27 protein-coding genes are annotated in these 24,590 nt (G+C 31.4%); 22 read left to right on the top strand and 5 right to left on the bottom strand.

Annotated elements, in window-relative coordinates; genetic code table 11:
* Positions 1-122: 122 nt before the first annotated feature.
* Genes BSF42_RS10820 through BSF42_RS10800 form a run of 6 tightly spaced genes read left to right on the top strand, consistent with a single transcriptional unit; the run spans position 123 to position 2,731 of the window.
* Positions 123-692 (top strand): DUF4142 domain-containing protein, encoded by a 570-nt coding sequence (locus BSF42_RS10820; protein ID WP_095953112.1) that lies wholly within the window; start codon positions 123-125, stop codon positions 690-692.
* A 37-nt stretch (positions 693-729) separates the two neighbouring features.
* Complete coding sequence (locus BSF42_RS10815) at positions 730-1,380, top strand: porin family protein (RefSeq protein WP_095953111.1); 651 nt, start codon at positions 730-732, stop codon at positions 1,378-1,380.
* Positions 1,381-1,417: 37 nt separating this feature from the next.
* Positions 1,418-1,570: a lmo0937 family membrane protein gene (locus BSF42_RS22325; RefSeq protein WP_109192514.1), complete on the top strand. Its 153-nt coding sequence runs from the start codon at positions 1,418-1,420 to the stop codon at positions 1,568-1,570.
* Between the two features lie 53 nt (positions 1,571-1,623).
* Positions 1,624-1,908 carry a YtxH domain-containing protein gene (locus BSF42_RS10810; protein ID WP_095953110.1) on the top strand — a complete coding sequence of 95 codons (285 nt, stop codon included), beginning with the start codon at positions 1,624-1,626 and terminating at the stop codon, positions 1,906-1,908.
* Positions 1,909-1,956: 48 nt separating this feature from the next.
* Positions 1,957-2,316 carry a hypothetical protein gene (locus BSF42_RS10805; protein WP_095953109.1) on the top strand — a complete coding sequence of 120 codons (360 nt, stop codon included), beginning with the start codon at positions 1,957-1,959 and terminating at the stop codon, positions 2,314-2,316.
* Between the two features lie 34 nt (positions 2,317-2,350).
* The gene (locus tag BSF42_RS10800; RefSeq protein ID WP_095953108.1) at positions 2,351-2,731 is read left to right on the top strand and encodes a hypothetical protein; all 381 of its coding nucleotides are present in this window, start codon (positions 2,351-2,353) and stop codon (positions 2,729-2,731) included.
* A gap of 397 nt (positions 2,732-3,128) precedes the next feature.
* Here BSF42_RS10800 and BSF42_RS10795 read toward each other — a convergent pair whose 3' ends face one another.
* The gene (locus tag BSF42_RS10795; protein ID WP_095953107.1) at positions 3,129-4,460 is read right to left on the bottom strand and encodes a DUF5723 family protein; all 1,332 of its coding nucleotides are present in this window, start codon (positions 4,458-4,460) and stop codon (positions 3,129-3,131) included.
* A 667-nt stretch (positions 4,461-5,127) separates the two neighbouring features.
* Positions 5,128-6,204 carry a peptide chain release factor 1 gene (prfA, locus tag BSF42_RS10790; RefSeq protein ID WP_095953106.1) on the bottom strand — a complete coding sequence of 359 codons (1,077 nt, stop codon included), beginning with the start codon at positions 6,202-6,204 and terminating at the stop codon, positions 5,128-5,130.
* Between the two features lie 334 nt (positions 6,205-6,538).
* Between prfA and BSF42_RS10785 the strand changes: the two genes are divergently transcribed.
* From BSF42_RS10785 to BSF42_RS10765, 5 genes are read left to right on the top strand one after another with little or no spacing between them, the layout of a single operon-like run.
* Positions 6,539-8,902 (top strand): sensor histidine kinase, encoded by a 2,364-nt coding sequence (locus BSF42_RS10785; protein ID WP_095953105.1) that lies wholly within the window; start codon positions 6,539-6,541, stop codon positions 8,900-8,902.
* Positions 8,903-8,905: 3 nt separating this feature from the next.
* The gene (locus tag BSF42_RS10780; protein ID WP_095953104.1) at positions 8,906-9,550 is read left to right on the top strand and encodes a response regulator; all 645 of its coding nucleotides are present in this window, start codon (positions 8,906-8,908) and stop codon (positions 9,548-9,550) included.
* A gap of 1 nt (position 9,551) precedes the next feature.
* Positions 9,552-10,160 carry an HNH endonuclease gene (locus BSF42_RS10775; protein ID WP_095953103.1) on the top strand — a complete coding sequence of 203 codons (609 nt, stop codon included), beginning with the start codon at positions 9,552-9,554 and terminating at the stop codon, positions 10,158-10,160.
* Positions 10,153-11,724 (top strand): Eco57I restriction-modification methylase domain-containing protein, encoded by a 1,572-nt coding sequence (locus tag BSF42_RS10770; RefSeq protein ID WP_095953102.1) that lies wholly within the window; start codon positions 10,153-10,155, stop codon positions 11,722-11,724. Before BSF42_RS10775 ends, BSF42_RS10770 begins: the two co-directional genes overlap by 8 nt.
* A 41-nt stretch (positions 11,725-11,765) precedes the next feature.
* The gene (locus BSF42_RS10765; protein ID WP_095953101.1) at positions 11,766-12,374 is read left to right on the top strand and encodes an HNH endonuclease; all 609 of its coding nucleotides are present in this window, start codon (positions 11,766-11,768) and stop codon (positions 12,372-12,374) included.
* A 31-nt stretch (positions 12,375-12,405) separates the two neighbouring features.
* Here the strand turns inward: BSF42_RS10765 and BSF42_RS10760 are convergent, their stop codons facing one another.
* On the bottom strand, positions 12,406-12,741 hold the full coding sequence (locus tag BSF42_RS10760; protein ID WP_095953100.1) for a hypothetical protein: 336 nt from the start codon (positions 12,739-12,741) through the stop codon (positions 12,406-12,408).
* A 117-nt stretch (positions 12,742-12,858) separates the two neighbouring features.
* Here BSF42_RS10760 and BSF42_RS10755 point away from each other — a divergent pair, with 117 nt between their 5' ends.
* The 6 genes from BSF42_RS10755 (at position 12,859) to BSF42_RS10725 (ending at position 17,293) form a co-directional block, all read left to right on the top strand.
* On the top strand, positions 12,859-13,095 hold the full coding sequence (locus tag BSF42_RS10755) for a helix-turn-helix domain-containing protein (RefSeq protein ID WP_095953099.1): 237 nt from the start codon (positions 12,859-12,861) through the stop codon (positions 13,093-13,095).
* Between the two features lie 639 nt (positions 13,096-13,734).
* A complete protein-coding gene (locus BSF42_RS10745) occupies positions 13,735-14,001 on the top strand; it encodes a hypothetical protein (protein ID WP_095953097.1) in 267 nt (88 codons plus the stop codon).
* A gap of 183 nt (positions 14,002-14,184) precedes the next feature.
* Complete coding sequence (locus BSF42_RS10740) at positions 14,185-14,793, top strand: hypothetical protein (protein WP_141248448.1); 609 nt, start codon at positions 14,185-14,187, stop codon at positions 14,791-14,793.
* 90 nt (positions 14,794-14,883) lie between these two features.
* Entirely contained in the window at positions 14,884-15,123 is a 240-nt protein-coding gene (locus BSF42_RS10735; protein WP_095953095.1) for a hypothetical protein, read from the top strand.
* Positions 15,124-15,137: 14 nt separating this feature from the next.
* Positions 15,138-15,410, top strand: a complete 273-nt coding sequence (locus BSF42_RS10730) for a hypothetical protein (protein WP_095953094.1) — start codon at positions 15,138-15,140, stop codon at positions 15,408-15,410.
* Between the two features lie 176 nt (positions 15,411-15,586).
* Positions 15,587-17,293 (top strand): T9SS type A sorting domain-containing protein, encoded by a 1,707-nt coding sequence (locus BSF42_RS10725; protein WP_095953093.1) that lies wholly within the window; start codon positions 15,587-15,589, stop codon positions 17,291-17,293.
* Between the two features lie 137 nt (positions 17,294-17,430).
* On the opposite strand, the gene BSF42_RS10720 is transcribed toward BSF42_RS10725, so the two are convergent.
* The gene (locus tag BSF42_RS10720) at positions 17,431-17,808 is read right to left on the bottom strand and encodes a GreA/GreB family elongation factor (RefSeq protein WP_095953092.1); all 378 of its coding nucleotides are present in this window, start codon (positions 17,806-17,808) and stop codon (positions 17,431-17,433) included.
* An 841-nt stretch (positions 17,809-18,649) separates the two neighbouring features.
* On the opposite strand from BSF42_RS10720, the gene BSF42_RS10710 reads away from it, so the two are divergent.
* From BSF42_RS10710 to BSF42_RS10690, 5 genes are all read left to right on the top strand, one after another.
* Positions 18,650-19,048, top strand: coding sequence for a DUF3997 domain-containing protein (locus BSF42_RS10710; RefSeq protein WP_095953090.1), 399 nt, complete (start codon positions 18,650-18,652; stop codon positions 19,046-19,048).
* Between the two features lie 118 nt (positions 19,049-19,166).
* Positions 19,167-21,470, top strand: coding sequence for a type IA DNA topoisomerase (locus tag BSF42_RS10705; protein WP_095953089.1), 2,304 nt, complete (start codon positions 19,167-19,169; stop codon positions 21,468-21,470).
* A 302-nt stretch (positions 21,471-21,772) separates the two neighbouring features.
* Positions 21,773-22,249 (top strand): DUF6265 family protein, encoded by a 477-nt coding sequence (locus BSF42_RS10700; RefSeq protein WP_095953088.1) that lies wholly within the window; start codon positions 21,773-21,775, stop codon positions 22,247-22,249.
* A gap of 92 nt (positions 22,250-22,341) precedes the next feature.
* On the top strand, positions 22,342-22,758 hold the full coding sequence (locus BSF42_RS10695; protein ID WP_141248447.1) for a hypothetical protein: 417 nt from the start codon (positions 22,342-22,344) through the stop codon (positions 22,756-22,758).
* Positions 22,759-22,809: 51 nt separating this feature from the next.
* Positions 22,810-23,313, top strand: a complete 504-nt coding sequence (locus BSF42_RS10690) for a DUF6265 family protein (protein ID WP_095953086.1) — start codon at positions 22,810-22,812, stop codon at positions 23,311-23,313.
* Positions 23,314-23,425: 112 nt separating this feature from the next.
* Here the strand turns inward: BSF42_RS10690 and BSF42_RS10685 are convergent, their stop codons facing one another.
* Entirely contained in the window at positions 23,426-24,586 is a 1,161-nt protein-coding gene (locus BSF42_RS10685; RefSeq protein ID WP_095953085.1) for an MFS transporter, read from the bottom strand.
* Positions 24,587-24,590: the final 4 nt, after the last annotated feature.

Raw genomic sequence — 24,590 nt, 5'->3', positions numbered from 1 at the left:
TTAAAGGGTAAACAAGCAAAATAATTCTATTATGGGAATTATATAACGTTTCATTTTTATGCTGTAAAGTAAAATCTTTCATTCGTTAGCATCTTTGTATTGTAATACTTTAGGAAGTAATAATGAATGCAATTTTCCAATTAAAAGCTTCAATTTTCAAAGTGTTTTTCTTTTTGATATTTGTTTTATGTTTGACGTCATGCAAAAAAATTAATCCGATTGAAAACTCTTTAAGAAACCAAGCTTTAGCAATAACAGAAAGAGAAGAAACAGAAGCCTTCTTTTTTATTTCGACGGCAAATGCGAGTAAGTCAATTATTTCAAAAAGTCAAATTGCACAACAAAAAAGTTCAGACGCCATAGTTCAGGAATTGAGTAAAAGAATTGAAATTCAAGAAAATCAAGTTCTAGACGAAATAACAAAAATGGCCACTTTAAAGCTCATTGTCATTACTGAAATTAATGCCACGCACAAAAGAGACTTGTACAACCTTATTGATGCAAATGGCACCGAATTCAATGATGTTTATTTAAACACAATGAAAGATGCTTTAAACAGCCAGATTGAGTTATTTGAAACTATTTCTAGGGAAACAAACGATAAAGCAATTCTAGAATTAGTACTAAGGTATTTGCCTGAACAATATAAACTCTTAAGAGAGACAGAAAGAATAAAAAGACAAAATGTTTAAAAGCCTATTATCTATCAATTAACTAAAATTTTTAACTATGAAAATGCAAACAAATTTTTTATGCGCCTTAACACTTTTTTTAACAGCTTCATTTGGAATGCTACACGCTCAAGACAATAATGTAAATACCGAGTTTGGTGTAAAAGGAGGATTCAACATGTCTAACCTATACGGCAGCGGAGATGATGTAGATGACAACAATGTTTTATACGGTTTTAACGCCGGAGTTTATGCTACACTTCCTATTTCAGATATTGTAGCCATTCAGCCAGAGATTTTGTTTACTACAAAAGGTGCTGAATTTGAATACAACAATGCTCTTGCAAGCGGGAGTACAAAATTCAAATTAAACTATATCGAAGTTCCTTTATTAGTAAGAGTAAATGTTACTAAAAACTTTAATATTCATGCCGGTGGATACGCTTCTTACTTAGTAAGTTCTAAAATAACAGGTGAAGGAAGCGTTGATTTTGATCAAGAAATTGACAGAGACGATTTAGCAAAATTTGATGCAGGTATCGCTGCAGGTGTAGGAGTTGATTTTGACCCTATCAGTATTGGAGTTCGTTACAACTACGGTTTAACAACAGTTGGAAAAGAAAGAAATGATGGCTTTGGAGGTACATACACTATTCCAGATGCAAAAAACAGCAATTTGACTCTATACCTTTCGTATAAGTTAAACTAATAAGAAAATTAATTATAAACCACTAAAATAAAAAACCATGTCAAACTTATTATATACAATCGCAGTGATTCTGGTAATTCTTTGGGCTTTAGGGTTCTTTGTTTACAGTTTCGGAAGTATTATTCACATTCTGTTAGTAATTGCCATTATCGCAGTATTGCTTAGACTTATTAAAGGTCGAGAAATTTAAATTAAATTATTAAATCAACAAATTTTAAATATTAATCCATTAAATCAATTATTATGAAAACTAGTAGCACAATTTTAGGAATTTTAGGAGCCGCAGCGGCGGGAGCGTTTATAGGAGTATTGTTTGCACCAGACAAAGGTTCAAATACAAGAAAAAAAATCAAAGATAAATCGAAAGATTACGGAGATAACATTAAAACAAAATTTGACGGTATTGTAAGCACAATTTCTTCAAACGGTAAAGACATTATCGAAGAAGGAAAATCTAAACTTAACCAAGTTAAAGATGATTTCAATGCAATCAAAGATGAAGCTAAAACTGTAAAAACAAACTATTAATAAACAACTATTAATAAGTGAATTTTTCAAACCATAAAACCCTATATCATGGAACCAAATGCAACAACAAACGAGAACTTAAATCTTTATGAAAAAGCTGAAAACTATGCTAAAACAAGTTTAGAATTACTAAAACTAAAAACAGTATGTTCAGTTGCTGACGGTGTTTCATCATTAGCATCAAAGATAGCAATCGGAATTGTTGTTGCATTTTTTACTTTGTTCCTTAATATAGGGATTAGCTTATGGGTGGGCAAGCTGCTTGGAGAATATTATTACGGATTTTTTATCATGGCACTTTTCTATTTGATAGTTGCTGTTGTAATTGTAAAATCACACCATAAACTGATAAAAACACCAATTGGAAATACTATTATTTCAAGTATTTTAAAAGAAACAAAGAACTAAGATTTAATTATTAATAGATATAAAAGACTAATTTATGGAGGCTATATTAAATATTGATCAATTAAATCAAAAAATTCAAGAATTAGAAGTTCGTCAGGATACAGAATGGTGCGCTATCAAAGACCATGTCGATGATATTAAGGAGAATTTAAAGCCAATCAATTTAATTCGAAATACTGTTGAAGAAATTAATGAAACAGTAGGTTTTAAAAGTCACATCGCACAATCTGCTATCAGCATCGGAATTGGATATTTAGCAAAAAGATTTATAGTCGGAAAAGGTGACTCTATGTTTAAAGGCATCTTAGGCTCAGTTGTACAGCTAATTGTTACCAATCTGGTTTCTAAACCACACGAAACTTCAAATGAACCTTCGGAAGAAGAATCATCACAATACGAACCATCTAGAGAGTAATTGTCAAACTGATAAAATTTTATATTATGGAAAAGTTAAGCGAAATAGTATTAAAAAATGGTGTATACGTTTACTCGAATCTATATAAATGTTTTGAATATACGAGAGTATTTCTAGGTATCTAACTTTCATTATACGCTTTTGGGGAAGCGGTTAATGAAGATAAGACCTTCACTATATTTTTAAGGTTCTGAGGCGCTAAGATTCTAAGATACTAAGTTTATTTATTTTCGATGAATTGAAAATCTAAAACACTTTCTAATCATAAATAGAACTTAAATCTCAACCTTAAACAAAAGAGACTGTTTACAATAGTAAAACAGTCTCTTTTTTATTTATAAAAGTTCGAAGAACTAAAAAAACCTCAGGACCTCAGCCTCTCAGCACCTTAGAACCTTTAATTATAATTTTGATAAATCGGCAGTTTTAAACCTACATAAACGTTGGCTGCTTTTGAATTGTTGGAGAACAAATTTGAAACAAGTGATCCCGAACCAATAAATATTGGACCGGCTCTAAAACCAGTTCCAATTTGAGTGCCGCTATATTCCATCCAGGTTACAGGAATGTAGAAACTAAATTGTCTGGTTTCGTATCTCGGCGTAAAAGTAACCGAATTAGCAATGGCAGTTCCGTTGATTTTATTGGCATTAACCAATCCGAAATCGCCGCTTAAATTCAGGTAAAATTTGTTGTCGATATTCCAGTCAAAGTTGGTATGCAAAGCTGTTGGCAGACTTGCTTCTACTGCTTTTCTTGAAGAAGTTTTGGTATAATTGGCATCAAAAAATTCAAAGATATCTTCTGCATCTTCAATATCTTCTTGTGTAACCCTTCCTGTTAGATTATAAGTGTTTTCGGTAACTTTTTTATAATTCAAACTTCCAATATCAGTTACAGAAGCTGCAGCTTTAAATTTATAACGGTTTCCAACGCAAGTATGGCAATTGGTACGGTATTCATACGTGAAACCTAAATCTACGCCCACGCCTGCCGAAGTCGGATCGAACTTTTGTTTGTCTCCATTTTCATAATCGTAACTCGCGGCCGTTCTTAAGGTTCCAGTCGAATAATATTCGCTCAATGCCGGGTTTACAGCATTTCTATTAAAAGCCACACTCAAATCACTTCCGTTGATGTAGCTGTTTGCTCCTGCCATTAAATACTTTAATGTGATTCCGCCTTTAACAAAGTGATCGTCGCGGTCTAATAAGACCGTTCCGTAAGATGCGCCAATCTCTGCCCACGAATTCGTAACGCCATTCGGATTTCCGCCGCTAATCATAAAACTATTCGAAACATCCAAATCTTTATTCACCTCATCGACTAGTTCACCGTTTATACCCACAAGATTAGTTACACTGCGCACACGCGTAAAAAGCGCAATACTATGCACAGGTGTAATATTCAGCATAAACGAAGGACCGAGAATATCTACGTTTAAATTTCCTCTGTTATTCGATTTGAAATTTTTGCTGGCATCAACATCTAGATCATAATCGCCGTCTAAGGCATCTAAAACGTTGATTCCGTATAAATCGTTTTGTCCCGTTGCACTTATCGAACCAATTGTAACATCGGCTTTGTACTTAGAATCGACAACCGCAGACGGATTAAATAATACACTGTGAATTCCAGCATAATTATCATCTCGAAATCCGAAATACGATTGAGAGCGTGCATAAAAAAAGCTTCCAAAGAAGCAAAATAAGAGTAAAGTTTTCTTCATAAATTAATTGGTTTGGTTATGTATTGTCATGTTTAATAGTTGCAAATATTTAATAAAAATGCCGAAAAAAAAAGGTTTTTTTCGAGGTACTAAGGAACTAAAGGGCTTTCCCGAGGCTTCGATGCAAAGAATTATGAAAAGCGCTTATAAATCTTACTTAGCATTTAATAATGGGCAGTTTTTTTAAGGTGCTGAGGGACTAAGATGCTATCCCGAGGCTTCGGGACTAAGATTTTTATGACAATACATAAAAAAAATGGTTCAAAAAAAAGCATTATCAAAATCAAAACATAGCCCGCGGTTTCAACCGTGGGAGCGCAATATATTGACACAAGATTTTTAAGCCAATAGAAAACAATTCCCATAAAAAAATGGTTCAAAAAATATTCTTAGAATCAAAACATAGCCGCGGTTTTAACCGTGGGAGCGCAATATCTTAACAAAATACAACATAATATTTTTTCAATACATTCAATAGCAGGCAAATATCAAATGCGTAATCCTAATTCGTCTCCCGCGGTTGAAACCGCGGGCTATATTTGATTATAGAAATTAAAAAAAGCAAAAAAAAAGCCGAACGTAAGTTCGGCTTTAATATATTTAAGTTCAAAGAAAAAAACCTCTGACCCTTTGCTCCTATGTCCCTTTGAACCTCAAAAAGTTTACGTTAGTACACTTCAGAAGCCTCTTTCAATTTCTCCATATTGTTAACCAATTGAAGCTCCGCAACAATTTTCTGAATGTCACCATTCATGATATTTCCCAGATCATAAAGCGTTAAACCAACTCTATGATCAGTTACACGACCTTGCGCATAGTTGTACGTACGAATCTTAGCCGAACGGTCACCAGAACTAACCTGAGAAGTACGTTTTGTAGCATCTTCAGCTTCTTTCTTAGCCAATTCCATTTCGTATAAACGAGAACGTAAAACCGTTAACGCCTTATCTTTATTTTTATGCTGCGATTTCTGATCCTGACATTGCGCCACCAATCCTGTTGGAACGTGCGTTAAACGTACAGCCGATTTCGTAGTATTTACAGATTGTCCTCCAGGTCCAGACGAACAGAAGAAATCTACACGAACATCGTTCATATCGATCTGTACATCAAACTCTTCTGCTTCTGGCAAAACCATAACAGTAGCAGCCGATGTATGCACACGACCTTGAGTTTCTGTCTGTGGCACACGTTGTACACGGTGAACACCCGCTTCAAACTTCAAAGTACCGTAAACATCCTCTCCCGAAACCTCAAAAATAACCTCTTTGAAACCTCCAGAAGTACCCTCGTTCATATCCACAACAGATGTTCTCCATCCTTGTGCTTCACAATATTTGGTATACATTCTAAATAAATCACCTGCAAAAATACTCGCTTCGTCCCCACCTGTTCCGGCGCGAATCTCCACCATTACATTTTTAGCATCTTCAGGATCTTTAGGAATCAACATAAATTTGATTTCCTCCTCTAGTTGAGGCAAGCGTTCTTTTGCTTCATCCAATTGCATTTTGGCCATTTCGGTCATATCTGCATCGCTTCCGTCAGCAATAATTTCGTTTGCTTCGTCAATATTTGCTAAAACAAGAATGTATTCTTCTCTCTTTTCAACCAAAGCTTTTATGCTTTTATATTCTTGGTTGAGCTGCACATAACGTTTTTGATCAGCAATAACATCCGGCTGAATAATCAAATCCGAAATCTCATCAAAACGCTGCTTTACATATTGAAGTCTATCTAACATTTTCTAATTCCTTTTAATGGATTGCAAAATTACGAAATATTTATTGATTATTCTAGTGTTGAGTTATTGTGTTTTTTAGCTGGAAATTTTAGTGGAATTATGATGATTTTTAGGAGCTGTTTCCTGCTCCCGAAGCTTCGGGACGTTACAATCTTTTGTTCCGCTAAAGCTTCCAAAAGTATTTCCTCTTCTATCAGGGCTATTACTACATAATTCAAAACAGTTTTTTACGATTTTCCGGGGGCAATAAAAACTGATTTGACTAAAATTCTTTTTTAATTCTTTACTACTCCAAGATTTAATATATTTGTTTCTTTTAATCTAAACTAATACAATGGGTCAAATACCTTTTTCTGTATCTGCAAGAACAGCCAGACTAATCGGACGAGAAAATGTTGCAAATGCTGAAGGGGCATTAATTGAATTAGTCAAAAATTGCTATGATGCAGATTCTAAAATTTCAATAATTTTAATTGATAAACCAAAAAATCAAATTATTATAATAGATAGTGGTATTGGCATGACTGACAAAGTTATTTCTGAACAATGGATGACGATTGGAACTGATGATAAATTGAATAATGCCATAACAAAAACTGGAAGAATAAAATCTGGAGCAAAAGGTATTGGTCGTTTTGCATTAGATAGATTGGGAGAATCTTGCACTATGATTACCTTTCCTGCCTTAAGTAACATTGGATATAAATGGAATGTAAATTGGGGAGACTTTGAGGAAAAAGTTGACGGTAGGAATGTAAATATTAATGAGGTCTATGCAACACTTGATCCAATTGCTAATTCTAATTATATAAATGAATTATTTAATGAAATCTCAAATAGGGAAGTAATTGAAAAATTAAATAATATTCAAAAAAATGCTAAACTTGACGAAGACAAAATCAAAAATGGAACAGCACTAATTATAAAAAACCTTAGAGACTCTTGGGATGATAATTATATAAATCGAGTATTTCAAACATTAGAGCTACTAAATCCTCCAGAAGGATTAAATAAAATAAATATTTGGTTGTTTAGTGGCGAACATGCCGATAAATATGGCTTAGTAGATAATGATGAGTTTAGAGATTATGATTACAAACTTGTCGCTAAATATAAAAAAGACTCTGTTAATAATTTGGATTATAATGTTAACATAGATATTCATAGAAATGAATTTGATTTCAATTTAATTGACAAACGATTATTTGAATATAGTGAAATGAAAAATTTTCCTTTTGATTCTAAAACTTTTGAAGATGAAGAATTTAAATTAAAAAGGAAATTTAGTGAACTCTTAAAAGGATATACAGACGAAAGAAATATTTTTAAAAATATTGGAGATTTTGAATTTACTTTTTACTTTTTAAAAAATACAATTTCAGGAGATGAAAATAGAGAAAAATATCACTATAAAGAATTTTTAGGCAATAGAAATAAATGGATTGAAAAGTTTGGAGGAATAAAGCTTTATAGGGATGATTTTAGAGTAAGACCATACGGGGAATTTGGAACTCAAGCATATGATTGGTTAATGTTAGGTGAGAGATTTGGTCAAAATCCAGCCGGTTTAGCTAGAAGAGGAAGCCGAGTAAGACCAAATCAAGTTGCTGGCGCAATAAAATTTTCAAGAATCGATAATCCTCATTTGGATGATCAATCAAATCGAGAAGGAATACCTGAAAGTGAAACGTTTGAAGTTTTCAAAAATTTATTACTAGGAATTATAAAAGTTCAAGAAGATGATAGAAGCACTATTGGATTTAACCTTAATAAATTATATGATGAAATTAATGAAACTGACAAGGTAATTACTGATAGCGAAACAATTGCCGATGAAACAGATGATGAAAATGAATCTGAGGGAGATATAAAAAAGAAAAATAAAACTTTAAAAAAAGGCGTAAAAGCCATATCAAAAAAACTTGAGGAAAAAGAAGATGAATTGGCAACTTCTAGAGCAATGGCTAGTGCTGGAATTATGATAGCAAGCTTTTCACATGAGTTTCACGGAATAAAAAACAATTTAAATGCCAGAACGCATAAGCTTGAAACTTTTCTAAAAGCAGTCGTTGACGAAACAAAGCTAAAAAACACTCCAATAAATAGAAATCCATTTACAGAAATAGATAATTTTTATAAGCAAGATTTAAAGTTAAAACAGTGGATAGAGTTCGCAATTGGTTTAACAAAAAAAGATAGGAGAAAAAATAAAAAGGTAGATTTAAAAGAATATTTTGAATCTTTTATTTTAGGTTGGGATATATTATTAAAAGAAAGAGAGATCGAATTAAACTTGGATTTAAATCCTGATGAAAATAAAAAATTTAACACAAAAATATCTGAATTAGATTTAGATTCAATATTTAATAATTTACTAACAAACTCCATTGAAGCATTCAATAGAAAAGGTTTTGTCGGTATTAAAAAAATAAATATTTTTTTAAATTCCGATGACCAAAATATAACCATTGTTTATAAAGATAGTGGGCCAGGAATTATAGAAGAATATAAAAATGTGAATGAACTTTTTAGACCTTTTGAAACATCTAAAAAAGACGATCTTGGAAACGATGTAGGAACTGGACTTGGAATGTGGATCATAAAGTCCTCAGTAGATTCTAATAAAGGTAAAATTTTATTAAAAAAACCTCCGATTGGATTTGAAATTCAGTTTACATTTAAAAACTTAAATAGTTAATATATGAAATATACAATAGCAATAATTGATGAAGAATCTGAACAAAGAGATCAATTTGAATTTGTCTTTGAGAAAGAATTCAATGTGTTTAAAATTGATACATTTGATACGACTGAAAATCTTATTAATATAATTAAATCTGAGAATATTGACGCAGTTGCAATTGATTATAGATTAACAGAGCATAATTCCTCTTTTCATGATAATGGGGACTTTTTTTTTAAAGAAATTCGTAAAAAACTATTAGAATTTCCTGTATTCATATTAACTCGGAGTTCGGATGAAGTAAAAAAAATCTGTAAAACTGTTGATCCAAGTTTCATTATGGATAAAGAAAATATTAATTACGGAAAAGGTGAACTTGAGAAGGAAAAAGCTTTTTTAGAGAGTATAAAAACAAAAATAACTGTATATAAAAGCGATCTTAAAGAGAAGATAGATAGACTTAATGATTTAGAACAAATAAGGAAAACAAATCCGAAAGAATTTAATGAAGTTGAAAGTGAATATATAAACTTGAACTTTGAATTAAGTAAATACATTTCAGGCGCTAATCTCCCGTTTACGTACTTTACACAAGCCTCAAACGAAAGATTAGATTCATTAATTTCGAAAACAGAAGATATATTAAAAAAACTCGACAATTAATATGAGTACTAATCCATTTAGAGAGCAACCTTATCCAATGCACAGAGAGGACAGATCCGAATGTGAACATTATAGTTCTTATCTAGGCACACTTATTGTAGATTTTAAAAAGCGATGTGGTTATTGTAATGATATTCATTCTTATAAAATAAGAAGTTTTGCCATAGATCATTTTGTACCAAGAAATCCAAGTGATTTTACACACCCTATTCTTCCAAATTTTTACAAAAATTTGGTTTACTCTTGTAATTATTGTAATAGTGCTAAATCCAATAAGTTTCCAACAAAAAATCATGAAATACATAATGATGGAAAAATTGGTTTCGTAATGCCGACGAATAACGCTTACAATGATTTATTTTGTAGAGATAATGAAGGAGCAATTATAGCAAAAAATGATAGCGAATTGGCAAAATATATAATTGAAGAATTAAATCTTAAGAATCCTATTCATTCATTAATGTGGAGAATAGAAAGATTATATAAATTAATTGAAGAGGTTAATGAAAAAATCAAAGAAACTAATAATCAGGAATTAATTTCTTTACAAAACACTTTAAACGCTGAATGTGCAGAGATTACAAGAAGCATCTTTTTAACTAATGATTAACAAAAAACAAACAGGCTCATATTATACACCAGAATATTTAGCTGGATTTATTTCAAAAAAAGTCTTGTCCTTTTTTGAACGCAAACTTTCTATATCAATTCTTGAACCCAGTGTTGGAGATGGTTCTTTTATTACTGAATTTAATAAAAATGAGTTACTAATAAAACTTACAGCTCTTGATATTAATAAAGACGAACTAAAAAAAGCATCAACAAAATGGTCTAAAAAAAATGCGGATTTTCAAGAAGTAGATTTTTTAAATTTTACTTCAAAAACAAAATTTTCAGCTGTAATTGGAAACCCTCCATATATAAAAAAAACATTACTTTCAGAAAAACAAATTATAGCATGTAAAGAAATTCATAAAAATGAAAATTTATCTGAGAAGTCAGTTAAAAACATTTGGACAACATTCTTAATAAAATCAACAACTCTACTGAAAAAAGATGGAGTATTAGCTTTTGTATTACCCTCAGAATTACTTCAAGTAAAGTTTGCTGAAGAAATTAGAGAATATTTAAAAAATCAATTTGAAAGAATTGAAATATATACTTTTAATGATCTATTGTTTGAGTGTAAAGGTCAAGATACGATTGTTTTGATTGCTTATAAAAAACATGACAAAAAAGGTGAATTTTTCACCAATATCGAAGTTATAGAAGAATTAGAAAATAATTCATTCATTTTAAAAAACAACAATTTATTAGTTGACTCAAATGTAAAATGGACACACCATTTTCTATCTTCAGAAGAACTAACTTTTTTAGATAAAATCAAAAAGGAGTTAAATACAGTCGATTTTTATAGCGAATCCAAGCCTGGAATTGTTACAGCTGCAAATAATTTTTTTATAATAGATAAAAAAACTGAAAATAAATATAATCTCTCAAGATTTACTAAACCAATAATTCAAAAAGGAATTTTAGTAAATGGTAGTGTAGTTTTTGATGAAAAAGATTTTTTCAAAATAGAAGAATTAAATCATCCAACTAGATTATTACAATTAAATGATAATGATAGAATAAGTAAAAAATTATCAGAATATTTATCTATTGGCATAGATCAAAAAATTCAGGAACGATATAAATGTAGAATAAGAAATAATTGGTATGTAATACCAAATATTTCGACTATTCCAGATGCAGTATTCTTTAAAAGATGTCATAACTATCCTAAATTATTAAAAAATAGTTCAAGTGCTTTAGTTACAGATTCTGCTTACAAAGTAAAAATGAGAAATAGCTTTGATTTAAATAGTTTCATTTTTTCGTTTTATAATTCTCTAACACTTGTCTTTGCTGAAACTGATGGAAGATATTATGGAGGCGGAGTTTTAGAATTAACTCCTAATGAATTTAAGAAGTTACCAATTCCATATATTATAAAATCTCAAAATGAATTTGAAAATTTTACGAATGAATTTGAAAGAAAAAAAAATATTGAAGAAATTTTAACTAGATATGATAGCGAAATATTAAACTTTTCGTTAAACTTAAATTCTGAAGAAATAACAAAAATTCAAAAAATACGTCAAAAATTAATTAATAAAAGAATGCGTAAATAATTTTTATTTTAGTAATCATAATTATAAATTAAGCTAATAATATGTGGATAGAGGATATTATTAAGGCAATCAAAAATCTTAATGGATATGGCCATTATTCCGAAATAAATTTAGAAATAGAAAAAATACGACAAAATTTAAAAGGCGAATGGAAAGCTGTTGTACGACGAATTATACAACAACATTCATCTGATTCAAAATCATGGCTTGAAAAAAAAGACGTATTTTACTCTGTTGATGGAATTGGTAAAGGAGTTTGGGGTTTGAGAAATTATTCTTTAGTTCAGGATATATTTGAAGATGATATCATATTAAGTACAAATAGAGTAAACTATAATATTAGCAGAATAGTCAGAGATACCGCATTATCCAGAAGATTAAAAATATTACACGGCAATATTTGTCAAATTTGCAATTTAAAACTAGAAATAGGTAATAATGTGTTCTATTCTGAAGGCCACCATATAAGGCCACTAGGAAAACCACATGATGGTCCTGATTCAGAAGATAACATTCTTATTCTATGTCCAAACTGTCACGTCTTATGTGATAATTTTAAAATCAAATTAGACTCAGAAAAATTAAATAAATCAGGAAGAGTTCTTAATATTCAGTTTATAAATTATCATAACGAAAGAGTACCTTACTAAACATAAAATGCTTTATACATCAGTGATAACTTTATTTAATTTCTTTAAAATTAATACTCAACTTACACAAATCATCCAGCAATTCCATTTCGTCTTCTGGTAATAATTGCAGGGCGATTTCGATCAGCGTCATTACATTAATATCACTGTTGTTTGTAAAACTCGACAAACCTTTTGCATCAGGATTAAGCAGAATAATACTGGCTTTTAGCAAATCTGAAACCATCATATTTAATTCGTTATAAGAAGATATTTGCAACGGTATAATAAATGTATTTCCCATTTTATTTTGTTGTTTTAGCTTGGTAAAATACTTTCCTCTTTTAATTAATTCTAATAATCCTTCTATTCTATCTTCTACTTTCATTTTAATTATATATAAGATTTAATTTACAATTTCAAACAAATATACAAATAATCGGTTGAAAACAATCGATTATTAACAATCATATCAAAACAATCTATTACTTGTAATTTCATTTCTATGAAACGAAAGAGAAAAAGTGAAATTCCAGAAGTTGTAAAAGAACTGGGAATCAAGATAAAAGATGTGATTGATAGCAACCAAATGAAACAAAGAGAAGTTGCTCACGATGCTGGATTAGATGTAGAAAATTTACGAAAATACCTTAAAGGCTCACAGGAAATGAAAATTGGAACTTTGTTTAAAATTGCACAAGCTCTAAAAATTCATCCAAGCGAATTAATTAAGGATTTGTAACAACAAAAAGAAATGAATGAGAATATCTAAAGTTTTACTAGAAACCATTGCGCCCATTGCAATTACAACTTTCATTATTATTGGATATTTTTTCGTCGAGCAAACTTTTTTTACTGAGCCAGGGTTAATTTGTGAAACTTATCATCTTAGCAATATAACCTATTTGACATACGCCTTAATTCTTATCGTATTTTCTAGTTTTTATCAAATACTAATTGGCAATTTTATTCTTCAATTAAATAAAAACGTTTTTGTAACAATCTTGTTGAACAGCCTTGCATTTTCTATATTTTTTATTGGAATTTTAATTTTAATAAATCTATATCATAGAAAAATCGAATGGGATTTTTATATCATAATCTTTTTGATACTCTTTATATTGGGATTATTGTTTACAGTAGTAATCAAACTTTGGCGAAAATTATTTTTTCCCGATAGCACACATTTATAATCCGTGCCCTCAACAGTGAGTTTCAACATAATTATCAAAATAAAAGCTAGAAAAATATTTTAGCTTTTTGTTTATATTTACAACAAAGAACAAACCAATATTACGGGCAAAGTTTACAAATCCGATCTATGGGAGTTTATAAAAAATAACCTTTTGTAATAAAATTCAAAACTTAAAACTTTCAAGAAATGGAAAATAAGGATTACAAACAATTGATTAATAATATTGGTACTCCAAATGAGTATTCGGATAGTTTATATCTGGTTTACATCGAACTTTATAAAGCTGATGCCGAATTAGGCAAAGTAATTTCAGAACATTCTAAGATCGTTTCAGAGTTAGAATTTGGCTATATCTGTGAAGCCAACATGCAAGATATTCCAGAAATTGCGCGTTCTTTATCTTTAAAAAATCATGCTATTTATCAAATTGTAAGATTAGAAAAGCTTTCTTAAAATATATAAGATATTTTGAAGCTGCACCAAGTCGTTAAACGTCAACTGCTAATAAACCATTCCTAATTTTTATCCTAATACAAGCCTATGCTGATTTTCGCCGGATTTATAGTTTTAGTCCTTTTTGTTGTACATCAGTTTACAAAAAAATCACCTGAATTTTTGCAAAAGGAAAAATTGCAAATGCAGGAAAAAGTAAATGTTTTAAAAAAAGATATTATAGACTGGAAACACGATTCATTAAAAAATGTCACAAACGGCATGGATTATTCTTTCGTAAAAAGCATGTCAAGTGTATTAACTGGCGTTATTAATACTAATGATGGTTTGCCAATTATTGCGTTTCAAAGGATAGACAGAGGTCTTTTTGTAAACAGCAGAATATTGGCAAACACTACAGATTTTAAAGTCTATTGCGAATTTAAAAATGAAGAAAAACTTTTCTTTTTTAATGATGTCTATTTAGGAAAAATAACGAAGCATTTTGAAATACTAGATGGCGCTAACAAACAAATTGGAAGGTGTAATCGAAATAATGCACAAAATAGTTTTAAAGTAGAATTCAGATCAGGAGAAGCCGCCGTGATTCGGAAAAACTCAGATAGAAAAAACATGGGTAAAAAAATGCGTCGTGTGCGAGGCGAGTTGAGATCTACAATGGTTTTTCGCGATGTTCCACCTCCTACTACTCTAATACTATCTCTTAACACAACCGACGAAGAGGAATTAAAATGGATTATTTCATTGACGATATTTGAAGCTGTTTATTATGGTTTTAGTTTCGTTTCGTAAAAATAGTTTAAAAACCGATAGCGCGGCTTTACGCAATAGGAATGAGAATTGAATACAATGATTAATAATTAAGCTAAATACTATTTCAAAATGGATTTTGAACAAATTATATCAGGTCGCATTATTCTGGAATTTTTGGGAGCTACAGCGCGATTTCTTTATTTCAATTTAACCACGCTGCTAAACGACAATGATTTTAGAACATTTTCAAGTTTCTGGTCACCAAGCGGAAGTAACAAAAAAAGAGATGATAACAGTAATCGAAATCATATGATTGGCGTTTTATTTTTAGGAGCTTTTATAATGACACTAATCATATTTAATGTTTAATTATTATAGTTAAAATGGGATATAATTTTTATAATGCAGAAACCGAGATTTTGTATCTCAATAACTCATCAGAATATGATACTTTGTCTCCTTTTAAATTCTGCGCAAATAATCTTCATCGAATAAACGACAGAATAAAAAATGGAGAAACAATCAAAATCATAAAAAATCTGAATAAAGAAAGTTCCAAAACGTATATAATTGAAAACACCGCAGATTTTAAAATTTGGGTCGAAAAAATATATAACGGAGGTTTTGAAAATTATCTTGAAACTGGAATAAAATGATAATGTACGCTGGCACAAGAACAAAAAAAAAATCTGTATTAGCACTGCAAATGAAACCTATAGAAACAATTCCAGTATTTCTATTTTTCTTTTAACATAAAGTATGGATCAAATTAAAGTATGCTTATCATTCTGAATTGTATATATTTGAAGAACTCTAAATCCAAAAAACAAATATGATTAAAAAACTACCTATTCTATCTTTTACTTTTTTTCTCTTACTATTTTTTGTCACTCAAAATACTTTGAATGCTAAAACTATTCGTTTTTTTGCTGGTCCAACACCAGATGCAAAAGGTATTTTGTATGTAAAAAAAGGAAGCAATGGCGATGGCTCTTCTTGGAATAATGCATTAGGAGAATTGATAACTGCCATAGAAAGTACTAATCCCGCTATTGTTCAAATATGGGTGTCTTCGGGAAGTTATACTCCAATGTTCGGTGCTTCTTTTATCTTAAAAAGAGATGTGAAAATTTACGGAGGATTTGCAGGAACCGAAAATGACCTTAGCCAGCGTGATTTAAAAACTAATATTAGTATTTTAAGAGGGCTGAGAAACTCTGTTATTAAAACTACCTATTTAACGTCGGCATCTATTTTAGATGGTTTTACTATTACGGAAGGATATGCCGTTGTTGACAAAAGCGATAATAGCGGCAGTGGAGGCGGAATAAACAACTTGGGCTCTGATCTTACTATATCCAATTGCATTTTTACCGCCAATGAAGCTACAGCCGGCGGAGGGGGTGGAATTTATAATTATTCTGGTTATCCAAAAATAGTAAACTGTACTTTCAACAATAATAAAAGCGGTGCTATAAGCAACTCTGAAAGTTCGCCAACCATAACAAATTGTACTTTTGAAAAAAATATTTCGCTTATTAGTACACTATCAAATCGCCGTTCTACAACTATTATTACTAATTCTAATTTTATTGAAAACAGCGGTCAAGATGGCGGTGCAGTTTATAATGAGCTTTCGACCGTAACTTTTACAAATTGTAATTTCCTAAAAAACATTTCGACCCGCGGCTCAACTGGAAATAATGGAGGTGCCGCAATTTATAGTGTTCTTAATTGCACGATTAAAATATACAATTGTAATTTTCTAAAAAATGCTGCTGCTCGTTATGGCGGCGCTTTAACAATTAATAACAAGTGTAATGTTTTAATTGCAAATAGTCTTTTTGCAAATAATACTGCACAAACCGAAGGAAACGAAATATACAGTACTGTAGATAATACTGTGAATATCATCAATAGTACTTTTGTAAATAGTGGTGTAAATGCTCTTACTTTTGACGACAAAGCTGTAAACTTTACCAATTCTATTGTTTGGGCTCAATTGCTTGTACCACTTTATTTTGGAACTCCATTTACTTTTAAAAATTCGCTTCTTTTAGGTCTAAAAGATACTTCTAATGGTAATATTGATGCTACAGGAATTACAGATACTCAAATTTTTAAAAGTCCTTCGACAGAAGATTATACTCTTCTAGAAGGAGGAATTGCTGTAAATAAAGGTAATAATACATTGTACGATACTGCTCTTTTGGGGAGTTTGGACTTATCAGGCAAAAGCAGAATTAACGAAATAATTATCGATTTAGGTGCTTATGAATCACGTAATGGTTCGCTGGGAATCGCTGAGCCTAATAAACAGCATTTTACAGCTTATCCTAATCCTGTAAAAGAGGGCGTTTTTTATATCGAAAACTCCAGCATTGACGGAAATGCATTATTATATGACATCAGCGGAAACGAAGTGAAATCTGTAAAAATAGAAAACGGAAAAGCAAATATCAATGTAAACAATTTACCTAAAGGAATCTATTTGCTTAAGACTTCAGGAAGTAAAGCTTTTAAAATTATGGTAGAGTAAAATATATAAAGGAGGCTTTGCATAACACTTCATATTCATACAAAATCTAAATTCTCAAATTTTATTCTAAAAAAACATCCCAAAAAGAAAAACCTTTTTGGGATGCTTACTAACTTAAAGCGAAAGACGAAACAATACTAAGCCACCTCTTCTACTTTTAAAATTTCTAATTTTAAATTTCCTTTTTTAGCTGGCCATTCTATTAGATCTCCAACTTTGTAACCCACTAGGGCAATACCTTCATCAGAAAGAACAGAAATTTTATTTTTACTTGCTTTTGCCTTCTCAGGACCAACTAGAAGAATTGTTTTCTCTTCATTATTCATGTGGTCTTTGTAGGTTACTTTTCGGTTTATCGAAACGATATCTTCAGGCAGATTTTTTCTCAATACCTGAGTGGCATGTTTCAATTGGTTCAGCAGCAATTCTTCTTCTTGTATTGTTACTTTTTTTCTTCTTAAGTGATCTTTAATTAAATCGTATGTTCCTGTTGTTAATATAATATTTTGTGACATAACTTTCTTGTTTCCTCCATTTTATATTGGTTACGACATACAACTCTTCACTGAATAGCGTATTGCTTTCAATGCTGTCATATCTGCAATAAAAATTGAAGATTTAATAAATAAACTATAAAAATAATGAAGGATCCCTGCCTAGAGTTGTGACAGGGCACAAGGAATAAACTCCTTTGAGTTTTTTAAGAAAGTATCATCATGCAAATACAGCAATGTGCACATCAAGCACATTAAACAGCTGTTTACTAAATAAAAATTTGCAGTTACCATGATAAGAATAATCTGAGCGCAAGATACAAATTTTTTCTTACAAAAAAGCAAGAAGTAAACTGTTATGCTTTTGATAAATTATTGCATTATTTTTTTATACAATTTATATATAAAGTAAATCACTGCCACAAAAAGTGCGACAAGAAATAACTGCCATAATAAAAGTCCAATTTCAAAACCTCCAATTAATTTTTCCATGTTTTTGATTTACTGGCGAAGTTAAAAATTACAAAGCAAAAAAGAGAGAAAAATTACACAAATATTCTGTTTAGAATAAAATAGCAAAGCACATAATATTTAAATCTTAATGAAAATTTGATGATTACGTCTTTCCGTAAGGAAATTGATTTTAAAGGAGTTACTTTTGAAAAAAAGCATTTAATACGTTTTCAAACAATTTCTAAACCACAATCAATGAAGCTATTAATTACCGCATTCCTTTTAATTTTCAACTTTATTTTAGCTGCACAATCCACTCAGTTTGCAGGCGATTATACGCGATCTCTTTAGCTTAATCTTTCCTAATCTTAGAATATAAAATTCGAAACTTTACTTTGTAATTAAACGGATGAAAAAATTCATTTACGCCATTTTATTATCAATTTCACTTACTTCCTGTTTCAGTTTATACGACAACGGAAGCGATACTATTGTTGATGGTTACGAAGTTATCTGGGTTGATCTACACGAATCCAGATCTATAAAAAAAGGCGAAATATTAATTCCTGCGTATATATTTGCTGTTGGTTATAATTCAAAATATATTTATTCGAAACAGCACCCTCTTTTAGAAAACTCCACAGAAAAAATAAATCTAAAAGTTACCAATTATTACATCATCGAAAGAACCTTAAACTTTCTTCAAGACAAACCTGTATTTGGTCCTTTTGACAAAACTGATTTTGAAAAGAAATGCCAAGAACTTTCCATTAAAAAACCAACATTTGACTTAACTTTTCCTAATTAAAATGTATTTTGATTTCGATTACAGATTCTATTTTAAGTTTAAAAACCTTAGCGTCCCCGCGCCTTTGTGGCAAACCAAAAAAAAATCCTAACTTCGCTCTTCAATAAGAAAAGAAAGAATGAAGGTCTGTATTGCTGAGAAACCAAGTGTAGCACGCGAAATCGCATCCGTTTTGGGCGCCAATACCAAACATGACGGATATTATGAAGGAAACGGTTATGCCGTAACCTACACTTTTGGGCATTTATGTACTTTAAAAGAACCTAACGATTACAAACCGCACTGGAAAAGCTGGGATTTGAACAATCTGCCCATGCTTCCCGATAAATTCGAAACCAAAGTTGTTCAGAATTCTGGAATTCAAAAACAGTTTAAAATCATCAAAACTCTTTTTGACAAAGCCGAATTGGTTATAAACTGCGGGGATGCCGGGCAGGAAGGAGAATTGATCCAGCGCTGGGTAATGAATGAAGCGCACTACAAAGGCGAAATAAAACGCTTATGGATTTCATCACTTACAACTGAAGCTATAAAAGAAGGTTTTGACAATCTAAAACCCTCTGAAAACTACGATAATTTATTTTATGCGGGATTTTCAAGAGCGATTGGCGACTGGTTACTGGGAATGAATGCTACGCGTTTGTATACCGTAAAACATGGCGGTTACAAACAAGTTTTGTCAATCGGCCGCGTGCAGACGCCGACATTGGCGATGGTTGTAGATCGTTTTAAAGAAATCGAAAACTTCAAACCGCAGCCGTATTGGGAATTGCAGACTTTGTATAGAGAAACACTTTTTAGCTATGAAGAAGGCCGTTTCTTGAAAAAAGAAGACGGAGAACTTTTGGCAGAAAAAGTCAAAGAAAGTGATTTCGAAATTGTTTCTGTTGACAAAAAAAACGGAAACGAATATGCGCCAAAACTATTTGATTTAACGGGTTTACAAGTTTACTGCAATCAGAAATTTGGATTTTCGGCAGAAGAAACGCTTAAAATTGCACAGACTTTGTACGAGCAGAAAGCGATTACTTATCCCAGAGTTGATACGACTTTTCTGCCGGGAGATATATATCCGAAAGTACCAGGCATCTTGCAAAAACTAACGCATTATGCTCATTTAGCAGAACCGCTTTTGGGAAAAAAAATAAAAAAATCACCAAAGGTTTTTAACGATAAAAAAGTAACCGATCACCACGCGATTATTCCGACGGGAATAGAAATTAATCTGCCGTACAATCAACAGCAGGTGTATGATATTATCGTAAAACGTTTTATTGCGGTCTTTTACGACGATTGTCTGGTTGCCAATACGACAATTATAGGAAAAGCAGCCGATGTGACTTTTAAAGCCACAGGAAAAGAAATTATAAAAAAAGGATTTCGTGTCGTTTTTGAAGATCCGAATGCTAAAGAAAAAGAACCCGATTTACTGCCAAGTTTTGTCGTGGGCGAAAAAGGCCCGCACGAACCATCTTTCCTTCAAAAAGAAACCAAACCGCCCAATTATTTTACAGAAGCAACTTTACTGCGCGCCATGGAAACCGCAGGAAAACAGGTTGACGACGAAGATTTACGCGAGCTGATGAAAGAAAACGGAATCGGGCGTCCGTCAACGCGTGCGAATATTATCGAAACACTTTTTAAGCGACAATATATTGTTCGAAACAAAAAACAGGTTTTGCCTACTCCAACAGGTATTCAGCTGATTGATACGATTCAGAACGAATTGATAAAATCAGCAGAGCTTACAGGCTCTTGGGAAAAGCAGTTGAAAGATATTGAAAAAGGTACTTTTACGGCTGCTGCTTTTATCAAAAACATGAAGCGAATGGTTGAAGCTTTGGTTTATGAAGTAAGAAGTGAAACAAAACACGCCAATATTTCGCATGCTGCAACGGTTCAAAAACCAGTTGTAAAACCAGAAAAAAAGAAAGCTGCAGGAATTTTGGCAGAAACTTGTCCGAAATGCCAAAAAGGGAATTTTATAAAAGGAAAATCGGCTTTTGGATGCAGCGAATATAAATCGGGTTGTGACTTCGTACTGCCGTATGTTTTTGCCGATAAAAAAATCACTGAAAGTCAATATTTGCGATTGATTCAAAAGGGTTCAACCGTAAATATAAAAGGCTTTAAAACCGATTCTGGAAATGTTGAAGGTTTAATTCGTTTTGAAGAAAATTACAAACTGAAATTAGAACCAAAGAAAACAGTTGCGAAATCAACAGCAAAAGAAACATCAGATTCTTTACTGTGTCCTAAATGCAAAAAAGGAACAATACTAAAAGGGAAAACCGCCTATGGCTGTTCTGAATATAAATCGGGCTGTGATTTTAAAGTTACTTTTGATGAAGTGAGAGCAAAATTAAAAGATCAAAAACCAACTAAGGAATTGGTTTACTCCATTTTAGGGGGAAGTGTTTAGTTTTTTTAGCCGCAGATTAAGTGATTAAAATGATTTTTTTACTGTGTTTCTTAAACGCTAATTACACTAATTTTTACTATTTTTTTTCACGCAGATTTATAAAAGATTTAAGCAGATATTCGCAGATTTATATAATCCAAATCATAATTAAATCTGTCTAAATCTGCAGAATCTGCGTGAAAAAAAATCCTTTTTATTTGTGGCCAATATCGACAATATATATAAAAATAATTCATGTAAATTAGTGTAATTAGCAGCAACAAAATTTTTCATACTTTAGTACTATCAAAACCTTATAAATTATGTCTCAGAAAATTACTCTTATTGCACTTATAATAGCTTTTGTTTCCTGCCAGAAAAAAGAAACCGTTGAAAAAGATAAAATTAAAATCGCCGACTGGCTTATCGGAAACTGGGAAAATACTTCGACTGAAGGTATCCTAGCAGAAAATTGGCAAAAGTTAAATGATAGTACTTTCAGCGCTTCTTCTTACTTTATTAAAGGAAAAGACACTTTACATTTTGAAAATATTGTTTTGGCTCAAAAAGGCGAAACCCTAACTTATTTTGCTACCGTAAAAGGACAAAATGAAGATAAAGCCATTGATTTCCCTTCGACTGCAGAATCTGACAAACAATTGGTTTTTGAAAACGCTAAACACGATTATCCTCAAAAAATCACTTATACGAAAGGTGCCAATAATACTTTGACAGCTGAAATTTCTGGAAAATTGAATGGAAAATTGAGTTCGGAGAAGTTTGTGATGGTGAAGAAATAGTTTTTAGATAATTAATGACTAACTTCATTTACATTGAAAAAGTTTCTTCAATCAGAAATATAATTGGAAACTTATTATTTATTCCAAGTATTTTGGCTTTAATTTTAATTAATAAGGATAATGGTCCAATTCTATTTTTAGTTTATCTACTTATAGCTTATTGGGGAGTTTTTTTAATTTCAACAGAAGGTTTAGAAATAGATTTTGAAAGAAGAAAATATAGAAAATTATTTTCTGTTTATGGAATGAAGATAGGAAGATCATGGAATCATTTACCTGAAATAAAATATATTGCCTTAGTTGAAACAAGAGTAAAGCAAACTTTTGGAGTAAGAGGCTACAGCGCTGGCGCAAGCACAACAATAACGGAAAGAACAGTTAAAATAAATTTATTTGATTATAACGAAAAATACCTGACTTTGTATTTTGTAAATGATAGGAATGAAGCTTTAAAAATTGCTGCAAAAATAAAAGAAGCTTTAAAAATTGAAATCCTAACAAACTTCTAATCAAATAATTATTTTATATTTGATTAAATCTCTATTTCTAATAAAAGAATCATGAAATTAAAAAGCTTTTTATTTTCCGTTGTAATGGTTTTAGTTTTAAGTTCTTGTAAAAAAGAAACCAAAACAGAAGCTCCTGTAAAAACCTACCCTAATCTTGCAAAAGCCGAATGGTTTATTGGCGAATGGGGAAATAAATCGGCAGATGGTGAATTAACAGAAAGATGGAAAAAAGAAAATGATTCGGTTTATTTAGGTGAATCTTATTTTGTTGTGGGCGAAAAAGATACCGTTTTTGCAGAACAGGTTCGTTTGGAAGAAGCAAATGGAAAACTAGCTTACACTGTAAGCGTTCCGGGACAGAATAAAGAATTACCCGTACGTTTTGAAATGACCTCAGCCACAGCTGACCAAATTGTGTTTGAGAATCCAAAACACGATTTTCCAAACAAAATCATTTATAATCTAATCGAAAAAGATTCGCTGATTGCAGAAATTTCAGGTTTAAAAAAAGGAAAACCTTATACCGAGAAATTTGTCATGAAAAAACGATACTAGTCTTTCATCCAAAACAACTTCACAACAACAAATCTTCATCTTTACGACAAACAAAAAAGCAGAAAAAAACTTAGAACCTCAGTACCTCAGCATCTCAGCACCTCAAAAAAACTCACTCATTCTCCCCGATCTTATTCACCATAAAAATCATCAGAATACCTAAAAGCGCCATAATTAGAAAGGCCCATTTCATACTTAGATATTCGGAAATAAAACCAACCATTGGCGGCACTAGTAAAAATCCGAGATAACCAATTGTAGAAATAGAAGTTAAAGCAGAACCGCTGCTCATTTTTGATGATCTTCCCGCAATACTAAATACCAGCGGAACAACGCAGGATACCCCAAATCCGATTAAAACATAACCGAAAATAGTGGGATAAGCATAAGGCAGGACAAAACAAATACCAAATCCTAAAGTGATCAAAATACCACTGTAAAGCAGGATTTTTTTAGTTCCGAATTTCATTACCCCGTAATCTCCAAACAAACGTCCTAAAGTTACCGCTGATGCAAAAAATACAAATGCTGCACTAGTTAATTTTGGAGAAGCCTTCAATATGTTTTCAAAATAAATACCGCTCCAATCGTACATCGTATTTTCGCATGCCATTGACACAAAACAGATTAAAGAAAACTTAATCAGATTTTTTTCAGGCATTGAGAAAAACTTCTTTTTAACTGGTACAGGTTCATTATGAATACTCATAGGATAAAAACAAGCCGTAAGCGCCAGCATAAAAACACTAACTCCTAATAAATGATGTGATGGTGCAATTTTTTGTGTTACCATTACATAACCCAAACCAGCTCCTGCGAAAACGGCAATACTCCACACCGCATGAAAACGTGTTATAATAGATTTCGGATATAATTTCTGCACTTCAAGGGATTGTGCATTAATCGATAAATTGAAAATGTTACGCGAAGCTCCAAAGATCAAAAGTACAATTACCAGCTGCCATACGAACGCAGCCAAACCAGGCAGCGAAAGCACAATATTAAACATAATTGCACCTAATAACATGATGTAACGACTGCTGTATTTATTCAGTAATTTTCCTGTAAACGGCATTGTAAGCATTAATCCAATTGGGAATGCAAATAAAACGGCTCCAAATTGTGCTTCAGACAATTGTAATTGTGCTTGTATGTGCGGAATTCGCGAAACCCAAGAAGAATATCCAAATCCTGATAGGAAGAAAAACACCGTATTTGCAATACGATATCCTCTGGGTGTGTCTTTAATTTTTTTGAAGAAAGGTAAAATCATGAAG

The organism is Flavobacterium sp. ACN6, assembly GCF_002304005.1.
Lineage (GTDB): Bacteria > Bacteroidota > Bacteroidia > Flavobacteriales > Flavobacteriaceae > Flavobacterium.
Note: the sequence above shows the minus strand (reverse complement) of the source record. Positions and strands in the feature narration are given on the sequence as shown.

Bases quoted from the DNA above. Each gene is read 5' to 3' on its own strand.
- BSF42_RS10820 (WP_095953112.1), top strand. From the start codon at position 123: ATGAATGCAATTTTCCAATTAAAAGCTTCAATTTTCAAAGTGTTTTTC.
- BSF42_RS10815 (WP_095953111.1), top strand. From the start codon at position 730: ATGAAAATGCAAACAAATTTTTTATGCGCCTTAACACTTTTTTTAACA.
- BSF42_RS22325 (WP_109192514.1), top strand. From the start codon at position 1,418: ATGTCAAACTTATTATATACAATCGCAGTGATTCTGGTAATTCTTTGG.
- BSF42_RS10810 (WP_095953110.1), top strand. From the start codon at position 1,624: ATGAAAACTAGTAGCACAATTTTAGGAATTTTAGGAGCCGCAGCGGCG.
- BSF42_RS10805 (WP_095953109.1), top strand. From the start codon at position 1,957: ATGGAACCAAATGCAACAACAAACGAGAACTTAAATCTTTATGAAAAA.
- BSF42_RS10800 (WP_095953108.1), top strand. From the start codon at position 2,351: ATGGAGGCTATATTAAATATTGATCAATTAAATCAAAAAATTCAAGAA.
- BSF42_RS10795 (WP_095953107.1), bottom strand. From the start codon at position 4,460: ATGAAGAAAACTTTACTCTTATTTTGCTTCTTTGGAAGCTTTTTTTAT.
- prfA (WP_095953106.1), bottom strand. From the start codon at position 6,204: ATGTTAGATAGACTTCAATATGTAAAGCAGCGTTTTGATGAGATTTCG.
- BSF42_RS10785 (WP_095953105.1), top strand. From the start codon at position 6,539: ATGGGTCAAATACCTTTTTCTGTATCTGCAAGAACAGCCAGACTAATC.
- BSF42_RS10780 (WP_095953104.1), top strand. From the start codon at position 8,906: ATGAAATATACAATAGCAATAATTGATGAAGAATCTGAACAAAGAGAT.
- BSF42_RS10775 (WP_095953103.1), top strand. From the start codon at position 9,552: ATGAGTACTAATCCATTTAGAGAGCAACCTTATCCAATGCACAGAGAG.
- BSF42_RS10770 (WP_095953102.1), top strand. From the start codon at position 10,153: ATGATTAACAAAAAACAAACAGGCTCATATTATACACCAGAATATTTA.
- BSF42_RS10765 (WP_095953101.1), top strand. From the start codon at position 11,766: ATGTGGATAGAGGATATTATTAAGGCAATCAAAAATCTTAATGGATAT.
- BSF42_RS10760 (WP_095953100.1), bottom strand. From the start codon at position 12,741: ATGAAAGTAGAAGATAGAATAGAAGGATTATTAGAATTAATTAAAAGA.
- BSF42_RS10755 (WP_095953099.1), top strand. From the start codon at position 12,859: ATGAAACGAAAGAGAAAAAGTGAAATTCCAGAAGTTGTAAAAGAACTG.
- BSF42_RS10745 (WP_095953097.1), top strand. From the start codon at position 13,735: ATGGAAAATAAGGATTACAAACAATTGATTAATAATATTGGTACTCCA.
- BSF42_RS10740 (WP_141248448.1), top strand. From the start codon at position 14,185: ATGCAGGAAAAAGTAAATGTTTTAAAAAAAGATATTATAGACTGGAAA.
- BSF42_RS10735 (WP_095953095.1), top strand. From the start codon at position 14,884: ATGGATTTTGAACAAATTATATCAGGTCGCATTATTCTGGAATTTTTG.
- BSF42_RS10730 (WP_095953094.1), top strand. From the start codon at position 15,138: ATGGGATATAATTTTTATAATGCAGAAACCGAGATTTTGTATCTCAAT.
- BSF42_RS10725 (WP_095953093.1), top strand. From the start codon at position 15,587: ATGATTAAAAAACTACCTATTCTATCTTTTACTTTTTTTCTCTTACTA.
- BSF42_RS10720 (WP_095953092.1), bottom strand. From the start codon at position 17,808: ATGTCACAAAATATTATATTAACAACAGGAACATACGATTTAATTAAA.
- BSF42_RS10710 (WP_095953090.1), top strand. From the start codon at position 18,650: ATGAAAAAATTCATTTACGCCATTTTATTATCAATTTCACTTACTTCC.
- BSF42_RS10705 (WP_095953089.1), top strand. From the start codon at position 19,167: ATGAAGGTCTGTATTGCTGAGAAACCAAGTGTAGCACGCGAAATCGCA.
- BSF42_RS10700 (WP_095953088.1), top strand. From the start codon at position 21,773: ATGTCTCAGAAAATTACTCTTATTGCACTTATAATAGCTTTTGTTTCC.
- BSF42_RS10690 (WP_095953086.1), top strand. From the start codon at position 22,810: ATGAAATTAAAAAGCTTTTTATTTTCCGTTGTAATGGTTTTAGTTTTA.
- BSF42_RS10685 (WP_095953085.1), bottom strand. From the start codon at position 24,586: ATGATTTTACCTTTCTTCAAAAAAATTAAAGACACACCCAGAGGATAT.